Here is a 26145-nt window from a genome sequence, read left to right as displayed (position 1 = left end):
TGTGTATTTCGGGGGGATATTTACCAAGCAATTGTCAAGTATTTCCTGTACGATGCCTGGCCAAGTTAATTTTCTATAGGTTAATGGCCGCCATGCGTGTAAAAGCATCCAACAGCAAAGCAAAGCCAGCTCCAGCCGTTGAAACCAGCGAATCGATCAACAACCAGATTGCTGCGTTCCTCAAGTCCGGCGGAGAGATCCAGCAAATTGCCAAAGGCGTCAGCGGCCAGACGTTCGGCCCGTCCAAGCAGATCACCCTGGGCAAGAAGTAACTCTTCCCCAAGATCCGCCGCGTCACCTGGTCCCTAAGCGCTTTGAGCTTCGAAGCGCTTGGACTGGAACCCTCCTCGCCCCCCCCCGCAAACAAACCAATATTTCAAAAATCGACGAACGGCCCTCGATGCCGAGCATTCGCCGGTATGCTTGCACACGTCTAGATCAAGCGTTTCAGTAGGTTTTTAGTGCCTGCACCTCGCTGTCATGGAGTGACGCATGCTCAAACCCTCCTATTTATTGCTCGGCACCCTGCTGTCGTGTTCGGTCGCCAATGCGCAAATCTTTCAGCGTGAACTGGGCGACTTCGACCTCAAACTCGGCACCACCCCCAGCCGCAGCATGGCCCAGGGGCTGGTCAAACCTTCCAGCACCGGCTCGTTCCACGGTGGGCTCGACCTGAGTCACGACAGCGGTTTTTACGTGGGCCAATGGGCACCGAGCATGGGTTTAACGCCTGGGGCCAACCTTGAAGTCGACTCCTACATGGGCTTTAAACAGCCTTTCGATAATACCCTCGGGTACGAAGTCGGCATGATCCGTTACAGCTACCCGAAAGTGGACACCCTCGACAGCCAGGAGCTTTTCGGTGGTCTGACCTTTCTGGGCAGCCGTTTCGGCGCAGCCTTCAGCAACGACCCGGACAAACAGAACAGCACCGTGTTCGCCGACCTCGGCGGCAATCAGCCGTTCGGCATCGGGATCAGCATGAAATACACCACCCACCAGCTCAACACGCCGGTGTCCGTCGACGGTGGATACGTAGGCAATTTCACCGACTGGTCAGTGCAACTTTCCCGCCCGTTCATGGGCGTCGACCTGGACCTGATCTACAGTGACTCCAGCTTGAGTGGCAGCAGCTGCTCCGCCTATTCCGGGCACAACAGCCAATGCGATGGGCTGGTCACCCTCAAGGCCGAACGCGCCTTTTATTGATCGGCTGAACTGCGAGGCTCATCCTGCGTTCACATAGAAAAGCCCATTAAAAAAGCCAGGCCTTCGCAAAGGATTCGCCCATGTCGCGCTGGTTGAAGTGTCTCGCCGTCGTTATCACCCTCAGTCTCGCCCTCGGTGCGTGCAGCCGCGTGGGCCTGGCCTACCGCAACCTCGACGTGATCATTCCGTGGACGCTCAGCGACTACCTGGACATGAACGGCGAGCAGAAAGGCTGGCTCAATGAGCGCCTCAAGGAACACCTGAGCTGGCACTGCACCACGCAACTGCCGGGCTACCTCGACTGGCTGGATCGCTTGCAGGTCATGGTCGAGACCAACCAGGTCACCGACGCTGCGTTGCAAACCCGCGTCCAGGAAGCCAAGCAGGCCATCGCCCAGACCGCACGGGAAATTACCCCGTCAGCCATTGAGCTGTTGCAAGGGCTGAATGACCAGCAAGTTGCGGAAATGAACGAGGCCTTCGCCAAGGACCAGCGCAAACGCCAGGCGCAATACGTCAAACCGTCTCTCGATCAACAGATCAAGGCGCGCAGCCAGCGTATGGAAAAACGCCTGAATGACTGGCTCGGCCCGCTCAGCGCAACCCAGCAGCTACGCGTTGTCGCGTGGTCCAACGCCTTGGGGGACCAGAATACGCAATGGATCGCCAATCGCGTCCATTGGCAGAAGCAGTTCAGTGCGGCGGTTGCGCAGCGCCAGAGTCCAGAATTCCCACAGCGCATCGAGACGCTTCTGGTCAATCGCGAGAGTTTGTGGACGCCCGCCTATCGCCAGGCCTACGCCAGCACCGAAGCCCAGGCACGGGCGTTATTTGTGGACTTGATGGCCGAAAGCACGCCGGAACAGCGCCAGCGATTGCTGAAGAAGATCGAGGGAGTGAGGAAGGATTTCAGTGATTTGAAGTGCCTGAAGGCAGCAAAACAGAGCTAAGCACAACACAAATCCAATGTGGGAGCGAGCCTGCTCGCGATTGCGGTGTATCAGTAAACAATGATGTTACTGGTGTACCGCAATCGCGAGCAGGCTCACTCCCACAATGGGTTATGGGGTGATCGTCAGGCAATCTGTGCCCTCGATGCGATCTCATCAAACCTCACCTCATCCAGCGCATCTTCCTGCTCATCCAACACCTGCCGCGGATGGTCATTCCCCGGAATACTGCTGTCGATCAAGCTCAATAAACTCGAGCCCCGAGGCGTCAAAATGTAGTTCGAACCGTTGCCACCTTGATCCTCAGGCCGAGGCTCAATGTAACCGCGCGCCAACAGTAACTTTTCATACTCTCCGGCCACCGCTTTCAGATGATCCTGGTTCTCAATCTCCTCGCCGTTCGCCGCTTTTTCAGCCGCGTACTGCTCGGCGTAGGGCCGTGGCGTGAAACTGTGGCCGGCGCTGTTCTGCACCTCATGCAACAAGCGTTCAATCAAATCCCAGTTATAAGTCGTCATCCTGATTCAACCTCCAGTGCCCGCGAGTGAGATGGCCTTCATAAGTTGTGACCGGCGCGCTTCGTAGCCGTTCAGCCGAGGTTTTGAACAGCACCGACCGGCGGTATGTCGAATTGGACGTAGGCCAAACGACTAGGCTGTGTAAGTCACCTCCCAGCACCCCGCAGGAGAATCCCAATGAACATTCAGAATCATCCCGTCGTCTCCCGAGAAGAATGGCTCGCCGCCCGTAAGCAACACCTGGCCCACGAAAAAGCCTTCACCAAAGAACGAGACAAACTCAGCGCCGAACGCCGCGCCCTGCCCTGGGTGAAAATCGACAAGGATTACCACTTTCAGGGCCCGAACGGCGAACTGAAACTGGCCGACCTGTTCGGCAGCCGTAGCCAGTTAGTCATCTACCACTTCATGTTTGGCAAAGGCTGGGACGAAGGCTGTTCCGGCTGCTCGTTCCTGTCCGATCACATTGACGGCGCCAACCAGCACCTGGCCCATCATGACGTCGCCGTGGTGGCGGTTTCCCACGCACCGCTCGCCGAATTTCAGGCCTTCAAACGACGCATGGGCTGGAAATTCGATTGGGTGTCGTCAGAAGGCTGCGATTTCAATTACGACTTCGGCGTCTCGGCCCGAGCAGATGACGTCACCGCCGGTAAAGCCACCTACAACTACGAAAAATCCGACGGCGCGGAAGAAGAACTCCCCGGCCTTAGCGTGTTTTATCGCAACGATGCTGGAGAGATTCTTCACACTTATTCCACCTATGCCCGCGGTCTGGACATGTTGGTCGGGGCCTATAACTACCTCGACCTGACGCCGAAGGGGCGTAATGAAGAGGAAATCATGGAGTGGGTAAGGCTTCATGATCGGTATGAAGACAAAGCCTCATCCAACTGCTGTCATGGGGGATAACCGCCACAGAGAGCTCTCCCAAGTTGATACGGGTTGGTCACAGTATCCATGGACACCACCAATCCCCTGTGGGAGCGGGCTTGCCCGCGATGACTGACTGACATTCAATATTGATGTCGACGGATGCACTGCTATCGCACAAGCTCGCTCCCACAAGATTCCGTGCTGTTCCAAGCAATTGCCCTACAACAACCTCGGAATCAGGCGCCTTGCACCGTTAGAACGATGAAGCTTATAGTCCGCCCGTCGCCCCAATGGCGATTCAGGTTTGGCGACCTGATACAGAGAATGCGAAGGCTATCAGCTTAATTGCAGGCGCCGACGCACCCGCAAAGCCGCTATTTATGGCGGCTGTGCGCGGGAGATCTTCGGGTCTGCCGGTTTCTCTGTACCGGTTCGCCAACCTGCGTACAGCTGCCACCCTCTCGTTTGGCGACGACTGAGTGACGGCATTAGCCAATCAAACAGAGATCTTCAAATGAATCGATACATGCCCCTAACCGGAATCGACTTGATCCCGGCATCACTGCTCATCGACACACAAGCGCCACTCGATGTCCTGCAAGCAATGGCGGATTACCGCATCCGCACCGTCACCCAAGTTCTGGAAAATATCGCCTTTCGCGCAGAAATCGGTTGCGACACAGTCGTGCTATCCGACTTCTCAAAATTGCTCGCCATCCCGTTGCGTGACGGTTGTGATTTGATGGATGTGATTGGCAGACGGTTGCGGGCGCAGGTTACGGAGTGAATGAAAACGGGCGACCTGTTGGGTCGCCCGTTTCATATTGTGAGCAATAGACAAATCCCTTTCACACAGAAGGTACGCTCGTCACGGGAATACGCTGCTGAGGTTGGGTCACATCGTAAACATGCTGCTCACAACGCTCACCCACAAACTGGAACTCAACCAGATACACCTTGCTTCGTTTTGGAGCAAAAAAGGAGCAAAAAAAGAAAAAAAGGGGACACCCATTAGCCTTGACTTGAGACCGGCTAATGGCTGTCCCCTTTTGGGGACAAGGGGACAGTTTTATTTAATTGCCGCTGAACCACACCGGTGGCGAGGGAGTTTGCTCCTGCTCGACTGCGCAGCAGCCACAAAACCGGTTATTGCGATTACCGGATCCGCCGCATCTGTGGGATGTCTAGCGCGAAGGAATATCCCTGATGTCGGACACGATATATTTCGGCAAGGTACGGATATAGAAAGGCTCCACGTCCGAATTATCCTTGTGAGTCAGCGCCGCCACCATCGTCTTCATATTGCGAAGCTGGCCAAGTGCACCGCCAGGCTGCAGCCCCTCGCGAGCATGGGAGAAATGCAAGACTTCGGCGCCGGCCTTTTTGACCTTGACCTGATAACTGAAATCGACACTGGCAAGGATCGTATTGTCGTCGACGATGACCGACACCAATCCGCCATTGGCGTTGCCGATCCGGCGCTTGTAGACGGTGTTCACATCCAGCAGGTAGTCGGCACTTTCCTTGCTCGCTGCATAGCGATTAGCGCTCGACAATTGATTGATCAGCTCAACGCTGAGCTGCTCGCGCAACGTGTCTTGCGGCAGAAACCGCTCATTCTTGCCGATCAGTTCAACGTCGAAGGTATCGATCCAGTAGGTAGCGGTCGCCGGGATCTGAACCGGCGAGGGGGAGATGTAGTAATCCGGCTTCGAGGCGCAGCCCGACAAAAATAAGATTGCCAACAGTAAAGCCAACACACGCATGTCAATTCGTCCTTGTGGAAGGTTATGTTAATTTAAGAGCGATATTTTACGAGATTGGGGGGGATGCTCAAGTTATTTAAGGAAAAAAAAAGGGGGGGGGTTACTGCTTTGGCTCAAATAAATTCGCCCCTTCCCTCTCCCTCTGCTTCTTTTATGTAGCTCGATTTCCTTTCAGCAGCAACCCAAGTTGGTTTTTTGCACCAACTAGCAAACGATATTTAGTGTAAGTTACGCCATGATATCTGCGGACACATTTTCTGTACGAGCAAACTCTATAAAAACAGCACAAACAAGTTCAACATCACGCGTGACTGCCCTAGCAGGATACTTTTCTCCTAAAATGCTGACGAGTTCGTTTTTGAAAAAAAGGGGACAGATTTGAATGGCACTTACTTAGCAGCTAACCACTTGAGCTAAAAGCAAAAAATGAAGAAGGGGCTGGTCTTGGTCTACGGTGATAGTTGCGAACACACACCGACGAACCAAGGACACAACCCCAATGAATCGTAGACGTCAAATTCTCCAGCATCAACAGCAACGTTTTCATCGACACGCTTCGAACTGTGATGCCTATGCTTTTTTCAATCTTCTCACTGCTCCCGAACTGTTACAGCGCGTCGAATCTGCACTGCCAGAATATCGGGAGCGTCTGTTTCCCCCGACTGAAACGCTGTCTATGTTTCTGGCTCAAGCAATGAGTGCCGACCGTTCCTGCCAGAACGCCGTCAACGACTTGTCCATCAAACGGTCTTGTGGCGGCATGAAGCCCAATAGCATTCGCACGGGCGCCTACTGTAAAGCCAGAAAGCGCCTGCCTGTGGAAATGGTTTCCACGTTGGTTAGGCACACCGGTGCTTCGATAAGTGATAAAGCACCCTCGTCGTGGCGCTGGATGGGACGGCCTGTACGCCTTGTGGACGGTACGACGGTCAGCATGCCCGACACCGCGGCCAATCAGGGTGCCTATCCGCAGTCTCGCGGTCAGAAAGTCGGTCTTGGTTTTCCGCTGTGTCGAGTGGTTGGCATCGTCTGCCTCTCCAGCGGCGCCGTTTTAGACGCCGCCCTTGGGCGTTTTCGAGGCAAGGGCGGCGATGAACAGACGCTGCTCAGATCAATGCTCGACACGTTGAAAACAGGCGACATTTTGTTGGGCGACGCTTACTACGCTACCTATTTCCTGCTGTGCGAATTGCAACGAAGAGGTGTCGATGGCGTGTTCGAACAATATGGCGCTCGACGGCGCAGCGCGGACTTTCGCTTGGGTCAAAGTCTCGGTTCGGAAGATCATCTGATCGAGTTGAAAAAGCCCGAAAGAAGGCCGCCTTGGATGAGTCAGTCGCATTACGAACAGGCGCCTGAAAGGCTGACAGTTCGAGAGCTGAAGGCTGGCGGAAAGACGTTGGTGACCACGTTGCATTGCCCGAAGCAGACACCCAAAACAGCCCTCAAATCGCTGTACAAGGGGCGATGGCATGTCGAATTGGATTTGCGCAATCTCAAAGCTACGCTGGGACTTGGAAAGTTAAGCTGCAAAACCCCAGGCATGGCAGTCAAGGAGTTATGGGGCTATCTGTTGGCACACAATCTGATCCGAATGCTCATGGCGCAATCGGCTCTATTGGCTGACTGCTTACCTCGCGAACTGAGCTTCAAACACAGCCTTCAGCTATGGCTGGCGCTGCGGCAATATGGCAACCCTGAAGAAGAGGATGGCCTGTCAAATTTATTGACGCTGATCGCTCAAAGGCGCGTTGGAAACCGACCTGGTCGTATCGAGCCGCGAGCCATAAAACGAAGACCTCAAGCCTACCCCTTGCTGACCAAATCACGTCGGTCAGCAAGGGCAGATGTCAGGAAAAATGGGCACGCTAAACATGTTAAGTAAGTGCCATTCAAATCCGTCCCCTTTTTCCCAAGGAAAACGTGGTCTGTCCCCGTTTATCACCGCTTATTGATTATTGCGCAGCAACGAGAAGGAATAAAATTTACAGTATATTTTTTCATTCTCATCATCGCTTAATTCATAGCGAATACGATCAAGACCATTGTCAATCCGTGTAACTTTCAGATCCATGAACTGAGTTAATCCACCACCAAAGTCAAAAATTTTTAGCTCACAAACATCAAAAAAAACAACAGATATTTTTTTCGCGCCCTGCGCCTCAGACTCAGCTAACGTTACAAAAAGGTCATACTTTACAATGCCTTCCTCGGAATCAAGATGTATCAAATCCACACAATTATGTGCGAATAACAACTCATTTAACCCTTCGACATCACTCATTGATTAACCCTCGTATGCTTGCCATTACTGCCGAGGCCAGGCCCGTACTCGTAGGTATGGGTGTGTGGATCGACAAAAAACGGGACAGATTTATTTATTTGCCTCTCTAATCTGCTTCCACTAGCCTTTTCGTTTTCTCTTAACTTCTTCAACTTTTGAAAAAATCCAAACACCTGCCCCCCCCCAAACACCGTAAACAAGAGCAAACCTCAATGAAACCAAAAAATCATCTCCATTAAAGGTCCAGATACCATGCTTGAAATAATTAATCGTCGCCCCTATAACTGCCCCACACAACCCCACGACATAAAACAGCATCACAGCATATACAACCAACACAAAAAACAAATAAAACCCAACTTTTTTCGGCTTCATTTCTTATCACCTAATGACTTCACTTCATCCCCTACAACCTCTGACATGCCCGCCCCTGCCATATTTCCAAAAACACTAGCAGCGGTATCACCCACTAGCGGTTTTAGCTGTTCAGATATAATCGGCCCGCCTTTAAATCCTATAGTTGTCCCCACAGCAGTACCCAGTAGTGAATAAGTAGGATCTTCACCTTTTATCACACTTCCTGCATATGAGCCGCTCAATCCAACACCTTGTGTCACCACGAACCCTTTACCCTGCGTTAACCCACCTACAACCGCAGCAATGAAAGCATCGGTATAGCTGAAAGGTTCCCCTGTTGTTAGCTGGTAGCTAGCGTTCGCCCCACCCGAAATAGCCGCGCTCAAGCCCATTGCAACAGCCCCGACCGAAAGCTCAGATACGCTCAAGGGGCCTGCAATCATAATGGTCCATGCTTGAATAAGTCCTTTGGCGGCTTCTGGTCCTTCAAAGCCTTCGCCCTCTCTTATGGCCTTAAATCCTGCTTCCATCTCTTCCGCTGACGCACCGTGAAGAACCGCATACTCACCATACGATGTGGCGGCTTGGCTAGTGGCCACCAACCCGGGAGGTAAGGTGAACATGTCATTGTTTTCGGCGGAATTTTTCCCGGCTTGTGCGGCAGCAATAGCGGCGGCGCTGCTCCCTCCTATGAGCCCCCCGGAAATACCGCTGGCCAACGTCACGACTGCGGAAACGGTCTGCTTTTGACTTTCACTCAGCGCCTTCACGTCCGTGGTGCCGTACAACGCCTGCATAATGGCTTCGGTACTGCCCGCAGCAAGAGCGGCACCCGCTGCGCCAGCAGCGGCATTGCTTCCCTGCACACTCGCGGTTAACGCGCCCAATACAGCATGGGCCATAATTCGGGCTTCCTCGTTGCCCTTGGTCATTTGTTTGATGGTTTCAGCCAGATAAGGCGCGGAAGCTCCGACCAATGCCTGCCCGATATTGCCGCCCGCTAATCCTTGAATGGCGGCTGTCACGGCCTGAGCCGCCTGCTGCAAACTGCCGCCCGTCCCGTAGGTGGTCATCGTTTTTTTGTACGCATCGGTAGCCTGCAACACAGCTATGTATTTTTGACGATCCTCATACGAGTCATTGGGGTTGGCACCTGGCATGTTTCTCTGTTCGTCCGTCAGTTCTACCTGAGCCGCTTTGCTTGCCTCAATCATCCCTTGAGTCCGGACGATGTCCATCGTCTGATTTCCAATCTCACCGATCAGTTGGGCCTGTTGCAGGCGTTGCTGCTCTTTCTCCTTGTTGAAGATTGGGCTCAGTGCGTTATTGGCATTTTCAACATCCCGACTGAGTGTCGAAACATCTTGCTGCTGACTATTCTTGTCGCGAATGACCAACGCGCCCTCGGAAATCGCCGAATGGGTAGTGCTGCTATCGTGGCCGCTGTTGTTCGCACCCACGAGCAGCATACTGCCCATGTTGCCTATGAACTGCTCACCCATACTACCGTTGCTACTGGCACTGACACTTTGATGCTGGCTGCTGAAGTCCGCCTTGTTACCGATATCGGTCCATCCCAGAGTCCCAGTGCTCAACGTATTTTTGTCTGCGGCGGATGTACTGGCGATCACGCTGCCATTGAGCTGGGTGTGTTCGCCGACGTTAATTTGATAGCCCCCCTTCCCGGCGAATAAGCCACTCTGTTCCTGAACGCTGTCAAAGTTTGATTTTATTTTGTCCTGGCTAACGCTTAAGGAACCGCTTGCGGTCATGGAGCCGAACGTAAAGCTGGCCCCACCGCTGACATTGGTTTGCTTGGAGTCATAACGGTCCGTGTCCTGCAAACTGGTCACTGTCAGATTACGCCCCACATCGGCGACCACCTGCTGGGCATTGGCCTGCGCCCCGATCAGATTTGTATCTCGTCCGCTGCCGATCTTGAGGTTATTACCCGCATCAAGCGTGGTTTCAGTCCAGGTCGTACCGTTACCAGTTTCCTTGCCAGCCCCTTTATTACCGCTGGCAAAAATGCTCAAACCCGCACCGCTTGAACCCACACCCAGGCTGATACCAACCGCACCTCCGCCACTCTTGTTTGAGCCATCGACTTTTTGCGTATTAGAGTCAGCAAGTAAATTGATGTCTCGGTTGGCTGCAATCACCATGTCATTACCGGCCTGCAATTTGCTGCCTTGGATGGTGATATCACCATCCTCAAAACCGGCTTTACCACTACCCGTTGCAACGACTCGAAGATTGTTGCCTGCCGTCACCCCACTGCCTTGACTGACACTTTGTTCCTGAGTCTGCGTTGAACTGGACTTTTGACTGCCCAAAGACAGGCTGACACCCACAAAACTGCCCGCCTCCGCCCCAGAGTTAAGCGCTTGTGCCGCCTGATAGGCCTGATATCCCGTGAGCCCTGCTTTCACACCCTGAAGCGCCGCCAAGCGTGTGTCATCTTCATGCCTTGCCGCTTGTGCAGTTTGGTAAGCCGTGTTGACGGCTTCGCCCACAACGCCCGACAGCGCCAGTGTCAAGCCACTTTTCTTGCTCTCTTGAGTTTGTTGGGTGGAACTCTGATTCTGCGCGGCAAGAATGCTCACGTTCTGCGCTGCCAAATTGATGTCACCACCTGCAACGACGTCTGATGCCTGTATCGTCAGGTTTTTACCTGCGGTGATATTTACATCACCCAGTACACTCCCCACCGTACTGCCTTTCTGAGTCTCGCTTTGTGTGGATTGTGTGAAAGTATTCTTGGAGGAGCCTAGGGTGACACCGATACCGCCAGAGCTCATCAAGCCAGATTTTATTTTCGATTGGCTGTGATCGGCGCTGAAGGTTTCCGTGTCACTTTCAATACGTACGTCGTTGCGAGCCTGCAAAGTGGTTTGATTGGTTGATACCACATTGCTGGCAGAGATGAGCAAGTCATGTCCAGCCTGAATCAAAGTAGTGTCACCGCTGAGCGTCGAACCTGTCAGCCACGTGCTGCTCGACGAATCACTGCTCGCCTTACTAGTGCTGGACAACCCGAAACCACCGGATTTCGATTTCGCCGAAGCGCTGAACTCACTGTTCTGGGCCGCAGTAAGATTGACGTCATTACCCGCCATGACCCTCAATTCGCCGTCGTCGCTGTTGACCTTCGATCCTTCGATATGGACATCATTCAATGCCACCAATGTCGCTTTGCCTTTGGACTGTATGGCCGAAGAAACCGCTTCTTCACCTCCGCTCTCGGTCATCGTCGAGCTCTTTTTGCCCATAGAACCTTTCTTGGTCTTAGAGTAATAGGAGTAATCGGTATTTGCGGCCGTTGCCAGGTTCAAATCATCACCGGCAAACAAATAGGCCTCATCCCCGGCACTCACCCGACTGGCAATCAGATCCAGATCCTTGCCCGCACTGAGGGCAATACTGCCCCCCGCATTGACCGTCGTAGACACCTGACTGACATGATCCTCCTGACTGGTAACCTTCTTACTCTTGCTATACGAGTGCTGTTCATCCGCCGCCGAAGCCAGGGTCAAGTCGCCGACGGCGCTCATGCTCACATCGCGTTTAGCGTCGATCTGGCTGGCAATGACGGTGAGGTCTCGACCGGCATTGACTTTCAGGTCCTGCCCGACATCAATGTCTGAGCCATATTGGGTGATGGTCTGATCCCGATGCAGCCCCCACTCCCCACCGACGATCTGTTCGGCTGAAGTGAGGTTGACGTCACGACCGGCAGTGATCGTGGTATCGGCACCGCTTTTCAGCACGCCGCCAACGTTATTGATATCGCGTCCGGCGTTGAGGGTGAGCGCGTTTCCGGCTTCGATGCGGGCGGCGTTGTCGACGAAGTCGGTGCGCTCGTTGCGATAGCCGCTGCCGCTTTCGTGGGTGGTGACGGTGCGTTCGTTGATCACGTCGCCCCGGGTGGCGGTCAGCGTGACGTCACGGCCGGCGATGATGCCACCGGCCTTGTTGACGATATTGTTGCCGGCCTGCAGGTCGAGGCGGTTGCCGGCTTCTACCAGGCCGCTGTTGACCAGATCGTTGGTGGCGGTGGCCGACAGGTTGTTGGAGGCGCGCAAGGTGCCGGCGTTGTTCAGGTCCTTGCCCGCGATCAGGGTCACGTCGCTGCCCTGGATCAGGGCGCCGTTGGCGGCCAGGCGATTGTTGGCGTTGGCCAGGTACAGCACCGGCACCAGCACTTGTTCGCCGTTCACTTCGGCGTTTTCCATCCAGACAATGTCGTGGGTCAGGGCCGCGACTTGCTCGGAGGTCAGGCTGACGCCCAGCGACAGGTTGAGCTCCGTTTTGCTGGCGATGGCGTTGTTCATCAAATATTTGAACAAGCCTTCGTCGCTGGTCTGCCCATCGATGAAGCGCTGACCGGTACGAGCCACTACCGCCTGCTGGATCAGGCGTTGTTCATAAAGGCCATCGCCCAGGCGCTTGGCACTTTGATCGGGGTCGTAACCCAGGTTCGACAACAGGTAATCCGAGCTCATGAACTGCTTGAGGTTGGTGAGTACCGGATTGGTTTCGATCAGGTATTTCTGGGGGTTGGACTGGCCGCTGCTGGCCGGCAACCCTTGGACACGATTGACGGTAAAGGCTGTGGAACGACCAGGCAGCGTCGAGCCGGTTGAATTGGCAGCCGGTGCGCTGACGTCGATCGCGCTGGCGCCGACGCCCACGTTCAACGCCTGATGATCCGCCGGGTTCAGGTCAACGCTGCTGGCGGAGGCCTGCGTGTTGCTGCCCAGTAGAATGTTACGTGGCTGGACGCTGGGCAGCGATTGTTGACGCTGGGTCGGGGTGACGCTGGCGCCGCCCATGGTCCAGCTTTGCGGAGCGCTGGTCACTGGCGTGCTGCTGTCTTGGCCGCTCAGGCGGAACAAGCCGTTTTGCCCGGTGGGCAGAGCGAAGCCGGGCAAGGTCAGTGGATTCACCTGCTGTTGGGCCAGGTTAGGCGGCAATTGTTGATTGACGGTGATGCGGGTGGAGAATTGGCTGCCCGAAGCTCCGGTGCCCGTACGGGGACCACTGCCCACGTAGGTGTAGCCAGCGCGTACGACGCTGTTGTCGATGTTGTTCTGGGCGTTGATGTTGACCGCGCCCGCGGCCTGGATCACGGCGGCGTAACTTTGGTCGCTTGACGAGATTTTTGTGGTCGTGCCGAACTGAGGCAGCTCCGCTTCGGTCATGCCGATAAAGTTGGCCATTCCGGCCTCAAGACCGCCCAAATCGTTGGAGGTGTAGCCCGGGCTTTGGTACCAGTACTTGTCGGTGAAGTCACTGGCCGCGTTGTACCATCCGCCTGCGTTGCGGGTTCGTTCGGAGCGAAATACTCGGGTGGTCTCGGTTTCGCCAGTCTCGATGCCGCTGTTGGCCAGGTTGACCAGCGAAGCCGTCAGATTGCCGCCGGTGGCGATGGTGCTGCTCTGGTTCAGCAGGTCACTCGCCTTTCGAAGAGGCCATTCGTGGCATGAGTTGAAGATGTATGTGGCAGTGAGGGATAAATAAATTTCCTACACCCACCTCGGAACTAGGCGCCTCGCACCGCTGGAACTATGAAGCTTATAGTCCGCCCGTCGTCCACATGGCGACCGGGTTTGGCGACCTGACTAACGAGTGCGAGAGCTATCTGCTTATTTGCAGGCGCCTCCGCATCCGCAAAACTGTTTTTTATGGCAGTTGTGCGCGGGAGACCTTCGGGTCTGCCGGTTACTCGTTTCCGGTTCGCCAACCTGCGTACAGCTGCCACCCCATTTCGTTTGGCGACGATCTGCTGGCAGTCTCAGCAAACTAAACGAGGTTTCACCTATGGATAGATACATGCCCCTCACCGGAATCGACTTGATCCCGGCTTCTCTGCTTATTGATACCCAAGCGCCACTCGACGTCCTGCAAGCGATGGCGGATTACTGCATTCGCACGGTCACTCAGGTGCTGGAGAACATCGCCTTTCGCGCAGAAATCGGCTGCGACACAGTCGTGCTGTCCGACTTCTCAAAATTGCTCGCCATACCGTTGCGCGATGGTTGTGATTTGATGGATGTGATTGGCAGACGGTTGCGGGCTCAGACTGCGGAGTGAATGAAAATGGGCGACCTGTAGGTCGCCCGTTTCACATTGCGCATTCAACTAAAGCTACGTCAATAGGCGCAGGCGTTGGGATAGATTTGTGGTATTCCCTCAGAATCTGTCCCCTTTCCTACGCTAAATCCCAAAAAATCCAAACCAACTCCGCGCCTTTTTTTCTAGCTGCGGTGTATGTGTGCTCGGGCCGTTTGGGCGCAGCAAGTCGCCTGGATAATGTGGATGCCCCAAACATTGGCTGTCATCTAATCCAAAAGCTTCAACTGCTGCTACAGCTTCGATGCACCAACGTCCAAAGTAGCTGCCCTTTTCCAGCGGATGCTTTTCAGGATCGCCGTACTGGTACCACCATGGCTGTTGCTTGCCGCCCCGGTTAAGTTCCGTGTACCAACAATTGACAAACTCTTTCAGCAGTATCGCCTGTTGTTCCTTGGGGGCATCGATGGTCTTGAGCAATCGGGCATAAGGTTTGTCATGCAGGAGGACATCTCCAATGACGCGTGATGGCTGGCGGCTGGCGACTATTCGATCCAGCAAGATGTCGTTGCCTTCTCCACCAACGAGGGCCAGCAGTCGGTTCCACTGATCGTCAGGAATGTGCAAGACAAGCGCCAGCCCAACAAGCCATAAACACCAGATATAGTGGTTGAGGTCGGATAGATCGAAGACCCAGTCGCGACAGGTTTTCAGATTATGTTCGGCACACACTCCGTCTGCCAGGTCATTCGACAATTCCCAGGTATCGAGAAGTTGGGGGAACAACTGACCAATCTCAGAAACAGAATCGCCTTGGGAATAGCGCCGGAGAATAAGACGCAAAATATCCCTTGAAAGATCAAATGAGAATTGAGGGTCGTACACCGGATTCTGTGATGGCTCAGATAGAAGTTTTTCTGCTTTTTCTATCCAGGCAAAATCTTTAGCCACTCGCTCACGCCAGTAGTTTATGTTCGCCATCGAGTCTCGGATCATGGCTGTGCTCCTGAAAGATTTGTTTTTGAAGCTAATATTTTGGACGTATCAATGGGCTTTGGTTTGCCTAAAGAATCGAGCACCTGGATCTCGGTTGCCCCATCCACCCCCGTCCGCACAACCCATGTCTCAGTACGGCCTGTCTTGACGGCGGTAGCGATATCACGAGCTGAATCAACACCCACTGCCTTTTCCAACCGCCCGGCCCCCAGCGTCCAGCTTTCACTCGCCTGCTTACCATCGTTCGTGTTTATCAGGCTCGTGTTGCCACCTTTTTTGGGGTCCCCGACAAACTTGTATTCGATAACCACATAATCTACATCCGGACGATTGACTCGAAACAAGTCGTCAATGCCCGTCTCGCCCGCCCCCTGCATTCTCGCCAGTTTTTCTCCTTCAGGCACTATTTGCCGCACCGTCGCTTCACCGAACACCTCACCGATGACTCGTTTCTGATCATTGCTGAGGTATTTCAGATCGATCAGCGCGTTGCCTTTACTATCAACAATGCCTCCACTTTTTATGAAGGCCTGCTCCGCCAGGCGGTCTATCACCTCATCCAGTTTTTTACCGATAGCCTCGGCGGCCTTTTCCGAAAGCTTGCCCCCAACTTTCGCTGCGCTCCCCGCGCCAGAGACGGCGAGGAGCGTTCGAATGGCCAACAACGTGGTTTGAGCGGTATGTACATCCTGCCCGTAGATGGTGTTCAGCTTGTTGGTAAGGTCGTCATTGAGGCTAACGGCGGTTCCTTCTCCAATCGCGTGACCACTCTCTACAAATCCGTCCACCACGCTTTGGGGCAGCGCCTTGGCGCCCTCCCACAACCCATTCAGTACAACATCGGGGTGCTCGGTGGCCAGCTTTGCGAGATCTACAGCACCATTTTTTATCTCAACGCCAGAATCCTTCAGTTCTTTGAGCAAACCTGCGCTCAGGTCACGGTTTACGCCGCTTTGAACGAACTGCTGATAGAACTTCGGATCAGCTGTATCCGCAAACATTTCTGGCCGGAACAGCTGTTGCCCTTTTGCGGTGAACAGCGCTTGTTGTCCGCCGAGGTCATTGGTGAATGTCTGCCCGGAATTGCTCAAGAAGGTTTGCGCTGCACTATCGTCGCCATCAGTCAGGATGGATCGCCACAGGAAGTCGACATCCTTGAGCGCTTGCTGGCTCAAGCGTTTCATGGCTTCGTCTTCACTGATGCCATTTTTCTCGGCAAACTCTTTGGCATGCCCCTTGATCCAATCTTGCTCGTCGGCATGAAGCTGACGGTTGTACAGCGTCCCATTCTGCGCGACCCAAGACCCGAGTTGCAGCTTGCCGGAATCCGCATCAGGGTCTTGAACAGCAGTCGCCAGCACTCCTATCAGTTGCGAGTTCATGGCCAACAGTCGATCCCTATCCGCTTTCGGCATCCCGGCATACACCGAGGCCAAACTGTCGACCAGGGCTTCGTTAACCCCTGCCGCCAAAGCACCCGTTTTGAAATCACCGCCAGCAGCGAGCGACGCCAAGCCCCCCATCACTGCGTGCAAGCCGATTTTGGCGAGGCCACTTTCTGGCAGTTGGTAGTAGTTCCCGAGATCGCCCACCAGGTTGAAGCCATAGGCAGCAAACGCATTCACCAGACTGCTTTGCAAGGCATCGCCAAGGCTGCCGTCGCGACCCAGTGCTTTGTTGAGCAGCGCAGAGGTGCTGTTTTGCAGAGCCTGGTTCGCAGTGAACTGGGCGATACCTTCCAGGCTGCTCAACCCGCCGGAATTGGAAACTACAACCTTGCCTGTGTTAGCCAAAGCCCCGTTGGTGGAGTCAGTCAACGCGGTGCCTGATTCTGTGGTGGTGCTGGTCCAATCGTTGAACAGACCGGTGGTAAGACCCGCCACGGCCCCGGCAACGATGTAGTTCTTCATGCTGTCGGCGCTGAAGGTTTCTTTAATAGCCGCGCCAAGATTGCCTTTATTGTTGATGGTACTGACCGTGGCTGTACTGGCTGCGGAGGTGAGCATGGCGGTGAGGGCAGCGTTCGCCCAACCAGCGACGACAGCTTCCGTCGCTGCGGTCGTTGCGGTCGCTGCGGTCGCTGCAGCACCGGCTGCGAATGCGCTGCTCGCCCCTGCGTTTGCGGCAGAAGCCACGAAACCGGAGGCTGCACCGGCCGTGAAGTAGGTGACGATGATGATAATAATGATCATCGCCGGACCACCCAGCCCGGAATGGCTTTCATCCCAGCTGTCGTGCAGCTCTTTAACCCGGCGCCAATCCACGTCGCCCCGAGCTTCAGCGTCCTTGAGCCAGGCCATGCTCGGGTCAGCTTGCACCATGGCATCGATCGCCTGGCTCACGCTTTGTTGGTTGATGTCTTTGATATCGATGTGTAACCCATCAACCGCTTTGATGAGCGTCTGGCCTTTAGCAATCAGCTGGCTTTGCCGCAGCGTTTCATCAACCTGGCCTTTGTTCTCCATAGTGGTCCACGCCCAGCTATTGCTGCTCTTGTCGTGGCTCTCTTGGTGCGAGTCCTTCACCGCTTCGAAGGTGATGCTGCCACCACTGTCCAGCGTGATGTCCTTGCCACTCTCCAGCTTCGCCACCTGATAGCGCTGATCACCCTCGCTGACCAGCGTCAGGTTGCCACCGGTCTTGATCTCGCTGCCCACATGAGTGATCTGCGTGACTTCATCACGCTGGGTTTTCTCGGCACCCCAACCACCCTTCTCCTTCATGTCATACAGCGTGTAATCCTTGTTCTGCGCCGCTAGCAGGTTCAGGTCATTACCCGCGTACACATACGCCTCATTCCCCGCGCTGATCTTGCTCGCGATCAGTGTGGTATCGCGTCCTGAGCTGGTCACCACATTGCCGCCAGCACTGAACTCAGCCGCTTTCTGAACGGTGTGGTTGTCCTCTTCGTGAACGCGTTTTTTGCCGTCCTTGCTGTGGGTTTCGACGTTGTGTTCGTCGCCGGCCGAGGCCAGGGTGAGGTCGCGCCCGGCGTCGGCGGTGAGGTTGCCTGAGGCCTTGGCGGTGCTGGCGATGACGTTGAGGTCGCGCCCGGCGTTGAGGCTCAGGTTGCCGCCGGCGGTGACGCTGGACGCCAGGTTTTCCACGGTGGTGGTGATGGTGGAACGATGGCCGCCGTCTTCCAGGTCGTGGATTTCGCTTTCGTTGCGCGTGGCCAGCAGGTTGAGGTCGCGGGTGGCGCTCAGGCTGGCGTTGCCGCCGCTGCTGATGGCCGCTGAGTTGGTCAGGTCGCGGGCGGATTTGATGGTCAGCGTGTCGCGGGCGCTGATGCTGGCGCCGTCGTCGACCAGGGTGCGCATGCCGGAGCCTTCGCCCACGGCGATGGCGGTGCGGTCGTTGACGATGTCGCCCCGGAGGGTGGCGAGGCTGACCTGGTTGCCGCGAATTTCGCCGGCCAGGGCGTTGCGGATGCTGTCCGTGGCCATGAGGCTCAGGCGTTCGTTGGCTTCGACCAGACCGCCCTGATAGAGGCTGCCTTTGACGTCAGCGGACAGGTCGTGGGTGCCGCGCAGGGTGCCGACGTTGACCAGGTCGTTGCCGGCGATCAGGGTCAGGTCGCGGCCCTGAATCAGACTGCCGCCGCGCACGTTGCGCGATTCGGCTTGCGCCAGATACAGCACCGGCACCAGCACTTTCTGGCCATCGACGATGCGCTCTTCCATCCACACGATGTCATGGGTCAGGGCCGCGACCTGCTCGGACGTCAGCCTCACGCCCACGGCCAGGTTCAACGCGGTTTTGCTGGTGAGGGCGTTATCCATCAGATAACGGAATTGCTCGTTATCGTCGTTCAGGCCGTTGGCGAGAAAGCGTTGGCCGGTCTGGGCCAGCACCGCATCGCTGATCAAACGGGATTCATAACGACCGTCACCGAGACGGCGCGCGGCGTCATCGGCGCTGAAGTTGAGCTTGCCCAGCAGGTAATCCGAACTCATGAACGGCGCGGACTGCGTCAGCTCCGGGTTGGTTTCGATCAGGTAACGGCTTTGCGGATTGCGACTCTGCACGAACATCCCGTACGGCCCTTTGGGCAGTCGGAAGGTCGAAGACGCCGTCGGGTCCACGGCGGCAAACGGCACGCCACGGAAGTCCACCGGGACGAAGCTGACTTGCTTCACACCTTCGGCATCCACGCGTTCGATGCGCGTGACGTCCTTGGGCACTTGGGCGCTGGCATCGGTGCTGCGTTTGCCCAGGTTGATGTTGATACCGCCAACCGAGGCGGTCTGCTCGCTGCTCAGCGAACCGGTCAGTTGACCGTAGGTGTTGTCGTAAAGCGTGCCGTTCTGGATGTTGTTGGTGACGTTCAGTCTGACGTTGCCACCGGCTTGCAGCACGGCGGCGTAAACGGTGTTGCCGTTTTCATTCCAGGTGGTGACGTCGCTCTGCACGGCGAATCGATCGTCGCTTGAACGGTCGCTGAGTTCCTTGAAACGCACTTCATCGAAATTGCCTGCCGCGGTCGCCGCGTTGAATGCCGGAACGTCGACGTACTCCATCTTGTCCCAGAGGCTGTTGTCGATACGGCCGGGGGTACCGATGATCAATACGCGGCGGCCCGAGCGCGACGCGGCACCCTGGTTGAGCAGGCTGTCGGCAGTCAGGTCGAGGTTGCCGTTGGCCGCCATCAGGCTGTAACGGTTTTCGACCTGATTGGCCTGGACGGTGAAGTTTTTGCCAGCTACCAACCGTGAAGCACGAGAGTCCTTGAGTACGGTGTCGTTGAACTGGGTGATGATGGTGATTTTGCCGCGTTTCCAGCCGTCGCCACCCCCACAGTGCTGGCCGCACTCCCAATCCAGGCTGCCGGAAGATTGCCCGGACGTCAGTTCGAATTCGGATTTGGCGTTCACCAGCGACGCGACATTAATGTCGATGTCGCCTTCGCTTTCGATAGTGGCCGACAGGTTGCTGAACGAGGCCGCACGGCCGCCATTCAAGGCACTGAAGGTCAGGTTGCCGCGGCTGTAGATATCGCCGTAATAGTTGCTCAGGCTGTTGCCGTGCAACGCCATCGCACCACCGCTGAACAACAGGGTATCGGCGCCATTACTGATGCCGTTGGCCGCGTTGAAGGTGACCTTGCCTTGGGCGCCAAGGGTGCCTTTGTTATCGATCCTGGCCGCCGTCACTGTCAGGTTCTGATTGGCGATCAGGCGGCCGAGGTTGTCGAGGGTGCCGCGCAAGGTCAGTTCGGTGTCGCCGCCACTGACCAGACGCCCGTCACGCTGGATCAGGTCGTTGGCGCCAATGGTCAGCTTTTGCTTGGCCGAGATTCGGCCACTGTTGAGCAGATTGCCACCCAGCGCCAGCGACAGGTTGCCGTCGCTGAGCAGTTCACCGGCGTTGTTCAGGTTGGCGACATTCAGGCTCAGCGCCGATGCGCTGGCGATACGGTCACCAACATTGAGGGTCAGGTCTTGCGCGCTGGTGTAGGTCAGGCCGCCGTTGAGCTGCCATGTGCCCACCCCATTGACGGCGCCAATGTCCCAACTGCCGTTGCCCAGACCGGTGAGGCTACCCTGGCTGCCGGTCAGGTTATTCAGGTCGAGGTCGAACAGACCTTGTGCCGCGTGACGTACGTTGCCACTGAGGTTATTGAGCTGAATGCCGCTGAGAGCCAGGTTCTGGCTGCCGATCTCGATGATGCCGTTCTGGTTGTTCAGGTTGCCGGTCAGTTTGATCTGACTGGACGCGCCCCCGAGCGCTCGGACCTGGCCGCCGGCGCTGTTATTCAACTGGCCGCTGATGAGGTTCAGGCCGGTGGCTGACTCGATCAAACCGCCCTGGTTGAGAATCTGGCTGACGGCTTCGAGCCCCAGTCGCGTGCCGCTGATTTCACCGCCAGCGTTGTCCAGGCTTGAGCCATCGAAGATGACCTGGTCTTTGGCGAACAACTTGCCAGCGCGGTTGGTCAGGCGAGTGACCGTCAACTCCAGGTCCCCCAACAGACTGGATATCAGCCCGGCCTTGCCGTTGACGGTGCTGTTGTCGAGGTCGCCGGCGGTGATCTCCAGACTGTCGGCCTGAAGGGTCCCACCCTGGTTTTGCAGGCTGCCCTGGCCCAGCGCCAGTTCCCCGTGGCTGCCATTGGCGAGGATCACACCTTGCTGGTTTTGCAGGCTCGTGCCGACGATTTTCAGGCCATCGCTGCCCGCGATAATCCGGCCTTCGTTGCGGTTGTCGACGGCCGTGCTGCTGACGTCCAGGCGCTTGCCGCGCAAGGTACCGCCACGGTTGTCCAGTTGGGTGAGCTGTTTGAGCAGCAGGCGCTGATCGCCGGCGTCGACCACGCCGGTGGCGTTGCTGAAAACACCGGCGACTTTCAGTTCGAGGGTGCCATCACTGCTGACGATGCCGCCTTTGTCGTTGTTGCTCAGTTGCTTCGCGGTGACGTCGACGGTTTTACCGAGCAGGACACCGGCACTGTTGTCGACCGTGTCGCTCTCGATATGCAGACCGGCTTCGCTTTGAATCCGGCCCTTGAGGTTGAGCAACTGTGACTGACCGGGGGCCGTCTGTTTGAGGATCAACCGCGCGCCGTCAACGCCCGCCGCCAACAAGCCGTTATCGCTGTTGTCGAGGCTGGCGGCTTGCAGGTCCAGGTGATCACCCATGATCCGCCCGCCACGGTTATCGATGCGCCCGCCTTCGGCTACCAGCAACAATTGCTGACCGGCCACGACACCTTGGCGGTTGTCCAGGCTCGCGGCCTGAATGTCCACGTCCCCCTGGGTGGCCTGTAAACGACCCAGGGCATTGTTCAGGTGTTGAGTGACGGTCAGCGTGAGCTTGCCGGACTGGGCGCTCAAGGTGCCGTTGGTGTTCTGCGTGAGACGGTCGAGTGTCACGTCGAGGGTGCCGCCCAGCAGCTTGCCCTCGGTGTTATCCAGGTCACGGCCAACGAGTTTGAGGCCCGTGCTGCCCTGAATCAGGCCTTGAGTGTTGTCCAGGTCTTCGGTACCCAGAACGCTGTCGTCGGAGGAGATCGTGCCTTGCGTGTTGTCGAGTTTGCCGCGACTGGTCAGCTCGAGGGTTTTGCCCGTCAGGCTGGCGTTGCGGTTGTTGATGCTCTGGGCATTGACGATCAGTCGGGTCGAGGCCTGCACCTTGCCGTCGTGGTTATTGAAGTCTTCGTCGAGGGTCAGGTTCAGCGCACCGCCCTCGGCGCTGATCACACCTTTTTGGCTGTTATCCAGGCGAGTGGCGTTGACGGTCACTTCATCGGCGACCAGCGTGCCGCCCTGGTTGAGCAGTTCGCCGCTGGTCAACGACAAGGCTGTCTGCGCTTGAATTTTGCCTTTGCCGTTGTCCAGGCGCTCGCTGGCGGTGACTTTGGCGTTGGTCTGATTAGCCGCGATCAAACCGTTGGTGTTGTCGAGTTGACGGGTGTCGAGGTCCAGACGTCCGGCAATCATTTTGCCGTCGCCGTTCTTCAACTCCCGGGCTTTGAGCGTCAGGCTGCCGCCGGCGATTTCGATACGACCCTGGCGGTTGTCCAGGCTGTCGAGGGTCAGGGTCGCGGCCTGGCCATCGGCGAAGCGGATCAGACCGTTGAGGTTGACAATGGCCGGGGCGCTGAACGCCAGACTGGCTTCGCCGAAGATCCGCGCATTGAGCCCCTGATTGAGCAATCGAGCGGCGTTGAGTGTGACGTTGCGTCCCTGAATGATGCCGTTCTGATTATCGAGCGAACCACCGGTCTGCGCGTTCAAGGAGCGACTGGCCAACACGCTGCCGCTGTTGCTCAAGGCCTGACTGTTGAGGGCAAGATCACCGCTGGCGTTGCGGCTATTGTCGGCATTGACCCCGGCTTCGATGACACCGAGGTTGGTCAGTTTGCCGCCGCTACTCAGACGCACTGTGTCCCGGGCGGCGAGGCTTTGATGGTTGACCAGGTCTTCGGCGGTCTGCACGGCCAATTGCGTTCCGGCGTACACCGGTCCTTGGGCATCGAGGCTTCTGGCTTTGATGTCGACGACATTGCTGGCGGTGGCTTTGGCCATGCTCAGGTGGCCGTTGACGTCGATCTGAATATCCCCGGCGCTGGCCGCCAGTTCCGCCGCCAGCTTCACGCCGACGCCCTGCTCGGTGCCCACCAGTTTGATCGCCCCGGCATACATGCCGCCCAGGGCCGAGGAGTCGATAGCCAATTGCGGCTTGGCGCTGCCGTCATCGGCGCGGGCAGTGGCGTTGAGATTGTCGGCGTTGACGTCGTTGCGACCGGCAACGAGGGTCAGGTTTTTCGCGTGGATTTCCGCGTTGATTTTCGCGCTGCGGGTGATGATTTCGAAGCTGTCGACACGGCTGGCATCAAGGCCCGTCCCCTCGATAGAGACACTGCCCTGATCGACCTGAAAACGATCCAGACGACCGCCGCCATCGAGCACTGGCTTGCCGGTGGTCAGGGTCACGCGCGGCGTGTTGATGAAACCGCACCCGTTGCAACTGATGCCATACGGGTTGGCGACGATCACACGCGCCGACTGCCCCGCCACTTCGGTGTAACCGCGCAATTGGCTGGGGCTGCCGCCGATGACCTCGTTGAGTATCGCCTGCGCCGCACCGCTTTTTTTCAGATGCGGGTTGCCAATGATGATCCCGCCCAATTGCGTCGCCGTTGTCTGGGCCGAACCGTTGTTGAGGATCAACCCCTGGGCGCTGACGTTGTAATCGTGGAACTGGTTATGCGATAGACCACTGCCATTAGGGGTGGCAATGTTGATGACCTGCACGCCATTGCCGGCGTGATCCAGCGTGGTGCCCGGCGTGCTGACGACGATGCCTTCGGCCTGGGCCCATATCGGTTGCCAGAACATGACGTTGGCCAACAGGAACGCCAACCCGCGCTTGGGCATGCCCCAGAAGTGTTCACGGTTTTTTACGGCAGCAACGGGTTGGCCGGCCAAAAAGGCCAGTTGGCGAACGTCCATGATCGGATCTCGTTTAAAGCAGAATTTAGAGGAAGAAATCCACGCGGAAATAGATCGGCGCTTCACGCTCGGTCAGGGTGTCCGGGCGTTCCAGGGAATGGGCAAACGTCACGCTGGCGGCCACATGCTGGCCGCGAGCGAACAGCTCTACCGAGTTGCTGGACATGCGTCCGTGCTGGTCACCGTTGTAGCGATCGCCACGAATCACGCCCTGGTCGTAACCGAGGCTGGTGCCGTACTCGGCGAACACCGGGCGCAGCCATTCCAGCGTCACCGGACGGGTCCAGCGCAGGTCGTTGCGCCAGTAACCGCCGCTGTCGCCGGACAAGGATTGATCCTTGTAACCGCGAATCGACGACTGCCCGCCGAGGCTGGTGCGCTGCGGACTGAACAACACGTCTTCGCTGCGCTGACCGGTCATCAGGCTGGTGAAACTGAACGACTCACCCCACAACTTGAACGGCTGCAGGTAGCTCGCGGTCGCGGTGTATTTGCGGTAGCGAGCGTTCGGTTCGCCGGGACCTGGATCGCCATTACCCTGAGCATCGAATGCGCCGATGCCTTCCTGCATACCCAAATCGAGGTTGACGAACGCACTGCCGATACGTCGACCGTGGTTGATGCCGTACTGCATTTCGCTGATGCGGTTGCTGCTCAGTTTGAGCTTGCTGTCTTCGATGAAGTTGTTGCTGCGCAGGTAGGAGATACCTGCATTGAGAGAGGTCTTGCTCATGGCATCGCGATGGATCACTCGCTCGGCACGCAACTGATGGTTTTGGCTGTCGCCGGTCTGCTTGAAGTTGAAGAGGTTGGCGGCGATCTGCGAGCGGTACTCGCTTTGGCTGTAGGTGTAGCTGAAGTTCCACCAGCCCCACGGCACGTTGTAATAGAGCATCGCGTTGTTGGACGTGTGCTGGTGATCGGTCATCGCATCGTGACCACCACGCAGCATCAATTGATCGGCCAGGCCCAGCGGGCTGTCCCAATCAAACGTCGTGCCCCACTGCTGCTCGCCGGTGCTGCGCTGACCATCGTTGCTGCGGGACAACCCGGCACGCCAGGGCTTTTGCGGGGTGTTCTTGACCAAAACTTCGCTGCCACCGACGTTCTTGCCCGGCGTCAACTCCATCTGGGCCTGATTCGACGGCAAGCGGTTGAGCTGATCGACCAGTTGCTCGATTTCCCGCAGGTTGACCAACTCGCCAGTCTTGCCGGGAAAAGCCATGCCCAGTTCACGGTCCGACAGCTTGCTGTCCTCCGCCCCCTTCAAACCTTCAAGCCGTCCCTCGACCACCAGCACCTTCAAATGCCCGCCGGACAAATCCTGCTGCGGCAAATAGGCACGGCTGGTAACCAGACCTTTTTCGATGTAGTGGTCGGTGATGACTTTTAGCAGTTCGTTGAGCTGAGTGACGCCCAGGCATTGGCCGATGTAAGGCTTGAGCAGGCGATTTTTATCGCTGTCCGAGAGACTGTCGGCGCCTTTGAGCTCGATGTCTTTGATGGGGAAGCAGCGGGTATCGGCGGGGGCAGCGGGTTGAGTTGGCTTGGCTTCCTTGCCGGGCAACTCCTTGAGTTCTTCGAGACGCCGACGCTGCTCTTCGAGCAAGCGATCCTGACGTTCGCGGATGAGGTCGGTGTCACCGGGGGTGGGGGCGGCGTGAGCAAGATTTAGCGGAGAAAGGCACAGCAAAGCCAGGCACAACCTCGCCACGAGGGCGGGTGGGTACATGTTCGATCCCTCGAATGGAGGCTGATAGCAAAATAGTGGCGCGATATTAGAGGGCCACTATTCTGGCGTCAATGAATGGTTGGATCCAGAGAGCGTAATTGACGAGCGGAAACACCTAAACCGGACGGTTCCGGCGCAACAGCGGGAAATGTCTTGAAGTGATGTCGAAAGCGTCGGGAACAGGTAGGACGGCAAACGGGCGACCTGTGGGTCGCCCGTTTCCTATAGTTCATACTGATAAATCTGAGAGTCAGCCCGCCAGAGCGTGCCACGGTGTCGTCACACGGTTCAATGGCAGTTTTTTTTAATCGAAACCAGGACTTGCAATAATAAACTTCAGGCTTCATCAGTAGACTTTCCCGTTAGAACTCCGGGGGCAGAAGGCTAAAACCTGGCAGATTTATTTACTTACAAAACTAGCCAAGCAA

General features: G+C 56.6%; 15 protein-coding genes and 1 pseudogene. 7 read left to right on the top strand and 9 right to left on the bottom strand.

Features of this window, described 5'->3' with window-relative positions; all coding sequences use genetic code 11:
- Window positions 1–83 precede the first annotated feature (83 nt).
- The 3 genes from AC3IUE_RS07850 to AC3IUE_RS07840 all read left to right on the top strand — a co-directional run bounded on the left by AC3IUE_RS07850 (window position 84) and on the right by AC3IUE_RS07840 (window position 2159).
- Window positions 84–272 carry a hypothetical protein gene (locus AC3IUE_RS07850; RefSeq protein WP_017337097.1) on the top strand — a complete coding sequence of 63 codons (189 nt, stop codon included), beginning with the start codon at window positions 84–86 and terminating at the stop codon, window positions 270–272.
- 220 nt (window positions 273–492) lie between these two features.
- Window positions 493–1209 carry a TorF family putative porin gene (locus AC3IUE_RS07845; RefSeq protein WP_461997364.1) on the top strand — a complete coding sequence of 239 codons (717 nt, stop codon included), beginning with the start codon at window positions 493–495 and terminating at the stop codon, window positions 1207–1209.
- Window positions 1210–1289: 80 nt separating this feature from the next.
- The gene (locus AC3IUE_RS07840) at window positions 1290–2159 is read left to right on the top strand and encodes a DUF6279 family lipoprotein (RefSeq protein WP_056742681.1); all 870 of its coding nucleotides are present in this window, start codon (window positions 1290–1292) and stop codon (window positions 2157–2159) included.
- 125 nt (window positions 2160–2284) lie between these two features.
- Here AC3IUE_RS07840 and AC3IUE_RS07835 read toward each other — a convergent pair whose 3' ends face one another.
- The gene (locus AC3IUE_RS07835) at window positions 2285–2677 is read right to left on the bottom strand and encodes a transcriptional regulator (protein ID WP_489266591.1); all 393 of its coding nucleotides are present in this window, start codon (window positions 2675–2677) and stop codon (window positions 2285–2287) included.
- Between the two features lie 177 nt (window positions 2678–2854).
- Between AC3IUE_RS07835 and AC3IUE_RS07830 the strand changes: the two genes are divergently transcribed.
- A complete protein-coding gene (locus tag AC3IUE_RS07830) occupies window positions 2855–3589 on the top strand; it encodes a DUF899 domain-containing protein (RefSeq protein WP_489266589.1) in 735 nt (244 codons plus the stop codon).
- A 478-nt stretch (window positions 3590–4067) separates the two neighbouring features.
- A complete protein-coding gene (locus AC3IUE_RS07825; protein ID WP_489266587.1) occupies window positions 4068–4340 on the top strand; it encodes a hypothetical protein in 273 nt (90 codons plus the stop codon).
- Window positions 4341–4737: 397 nt separating this feature from the next.
- Here AC3IUE_RS07825 and AC3IUE_RS07820 read toward each other — a convergent pair whose 3' ends face one another.
- Both AC3IUE_RS07820 and AC3IUE_RS07815 read right to left on the bottom strand, forming a co-directional pair.
- Window positions 4738–5319 (bottom strand): hypothetical protein, encoded by a 582-nt coding sequence (locus AC3IUE_RS07820; protein WP_489266585.1) that lies wholly within the window; start codon window positions 5317–5319, stop codon window positions 4738–4740.
- A gap of 228 nt (window positions 5320–5547) precedes the next feature.
- Window positions 5548–5697: a DUF6911 family protein gene (locus AC3IUE_RS07815; RefSeq protein WP_489268765.1), complete on the bottom strand. Its 150-nt coding sequence runs from the start codon at window positions 5695–5697 to the stop codon at window positions 5548–5550.
- Window positions 5698–5818: 121 nt separating this feature from the next.
- Between AC3IUE_RS07815 and AC3IUE_RS07810 the strand changes: the two genes are divergently transcribed.
- The gene (locus AC3IUE_RS07810) at window positions 5819–7204 is read left to right on the top strand and encodes an IS4 family transposase (RefSeq protein WP_489266583.1); all 1386 of its coding nucleotides are present in this window, start codon (window positions 5819–5821) and stop codon (window positions 7202–7204) included.
- A gap of 63 nt (window positions 7205–7267) precedes the next feature.
- Here the strand turns inward: AC3IUE_RS07810 and AC3IUE_RS07805 are convergent, their stop codons facing one another.
- From AC3IUE_RS07805 to AC3IUE_RS07795, 3 genes and pseudogenes are all read right to left on the bottom strand, one after another.
- Window positions 7268–7603 carry a hypothetical protein gene (locus AC3IUE_RS07805; RefSeq protein ID WP_489266581.1) on the bottom strand — a complete coding sequence of 112 codons (336 nt, stop codon included), beginning with the start codon at window positions 7601–7603 and terminating at the stop codon, window positions 7268–7270.
- A gap of 120 nt (window positions 7604–7723) precedes the next feature.
- Window positions 7724–7978 (bottom strand): hypothetical protein, encoded by a 255-nt coding sequence (locus tag AC3IUE_RS07800; RefSeq protein WP_489266579.1) that lies wholly within the window; start codon window positions 7976–7978, stop codon window positions 7724–7726.
- Window positions 7975–13416 (bottom strand): annotated as a pseudogene (locus AC3IUE_RS07795) (hemagglutinin repeat-containing protein); the annotation flags it as partial. The pseudogene AC3IUE_RS07795 and the gene AC3IUE_RS07800, both read right to left, overlap by 4 nt.
- Window positions 13417–13783: 367 nt before the next feature.
- On the opposite strand from AC3IUE_RS07795, the gene AC3IUE_RS07790 reads away from it, so the two are divergent.
- Entirely contained in the window at window positions 13784–14056 is a 273-nt protein-coding gene (locus AC3IUE_RS07790) for a hypothetical protein (RefSeq protein ID WP_489266577.1), read from the top strand.
- Between the two features lie 123 nt (window positions 14057–14179).
- On the opposite strand, the gene AC3IUE_RS07785 is transcribed toward AC3IUE_RS07790, so the two are convergent.
- From AC3IUE_RS07785 to AC3IUE_RS07775, 3 genes are read right to left on the bottom strand one after another with little or no spacing between them, the layout of a single operon-like run.
- On the bottom strand, window positions 14180–15031 hold the full coding sequence (locus tag AC3IUE_RS07785; RefSeq protein ID WP_218536434.1) for a PoNe immunity protein domain-containing protein: 852 nt from the start codon (window positions 15029–15031) through the stop codon (window positions 14180–14182).
- Entirely contained in the window at window positions 15028–23985 is an 8958-nt protein-coding gene (locus tag AC3IUE_RS07780; protein WP_489266574.1) for a two-partner secretion domain-containing protein, read from the bottom strand. The genes AC3IUE_RS07785 and AC3IUE_RS07780 overlap by 4 nt, the downstream gene beginning before the upstream one ends.
- 25 nt (window positions 23986–24010) lie before the next feature.
- Window positions 24011–25717, bottom strand: a complete 1707-nt coding sequence (locus AC3IUE_RS07775) for a ShlB/FhaC/HecB family hemolysin secretion/activation protein (protein WP_489266572.1) — start codon at window positions 25715–25717, stop codon at window positions 24011–24013.
- Between the last annotated feature and the right edge of the window lie 428 nt (window positions 25718–26145).

Source organism: Pseudomonas sp. GL_093, from assembly GCF_057837605.1.
This window is presented reverse-complemented; position numbering and strand designations above follow the sequence as displayed.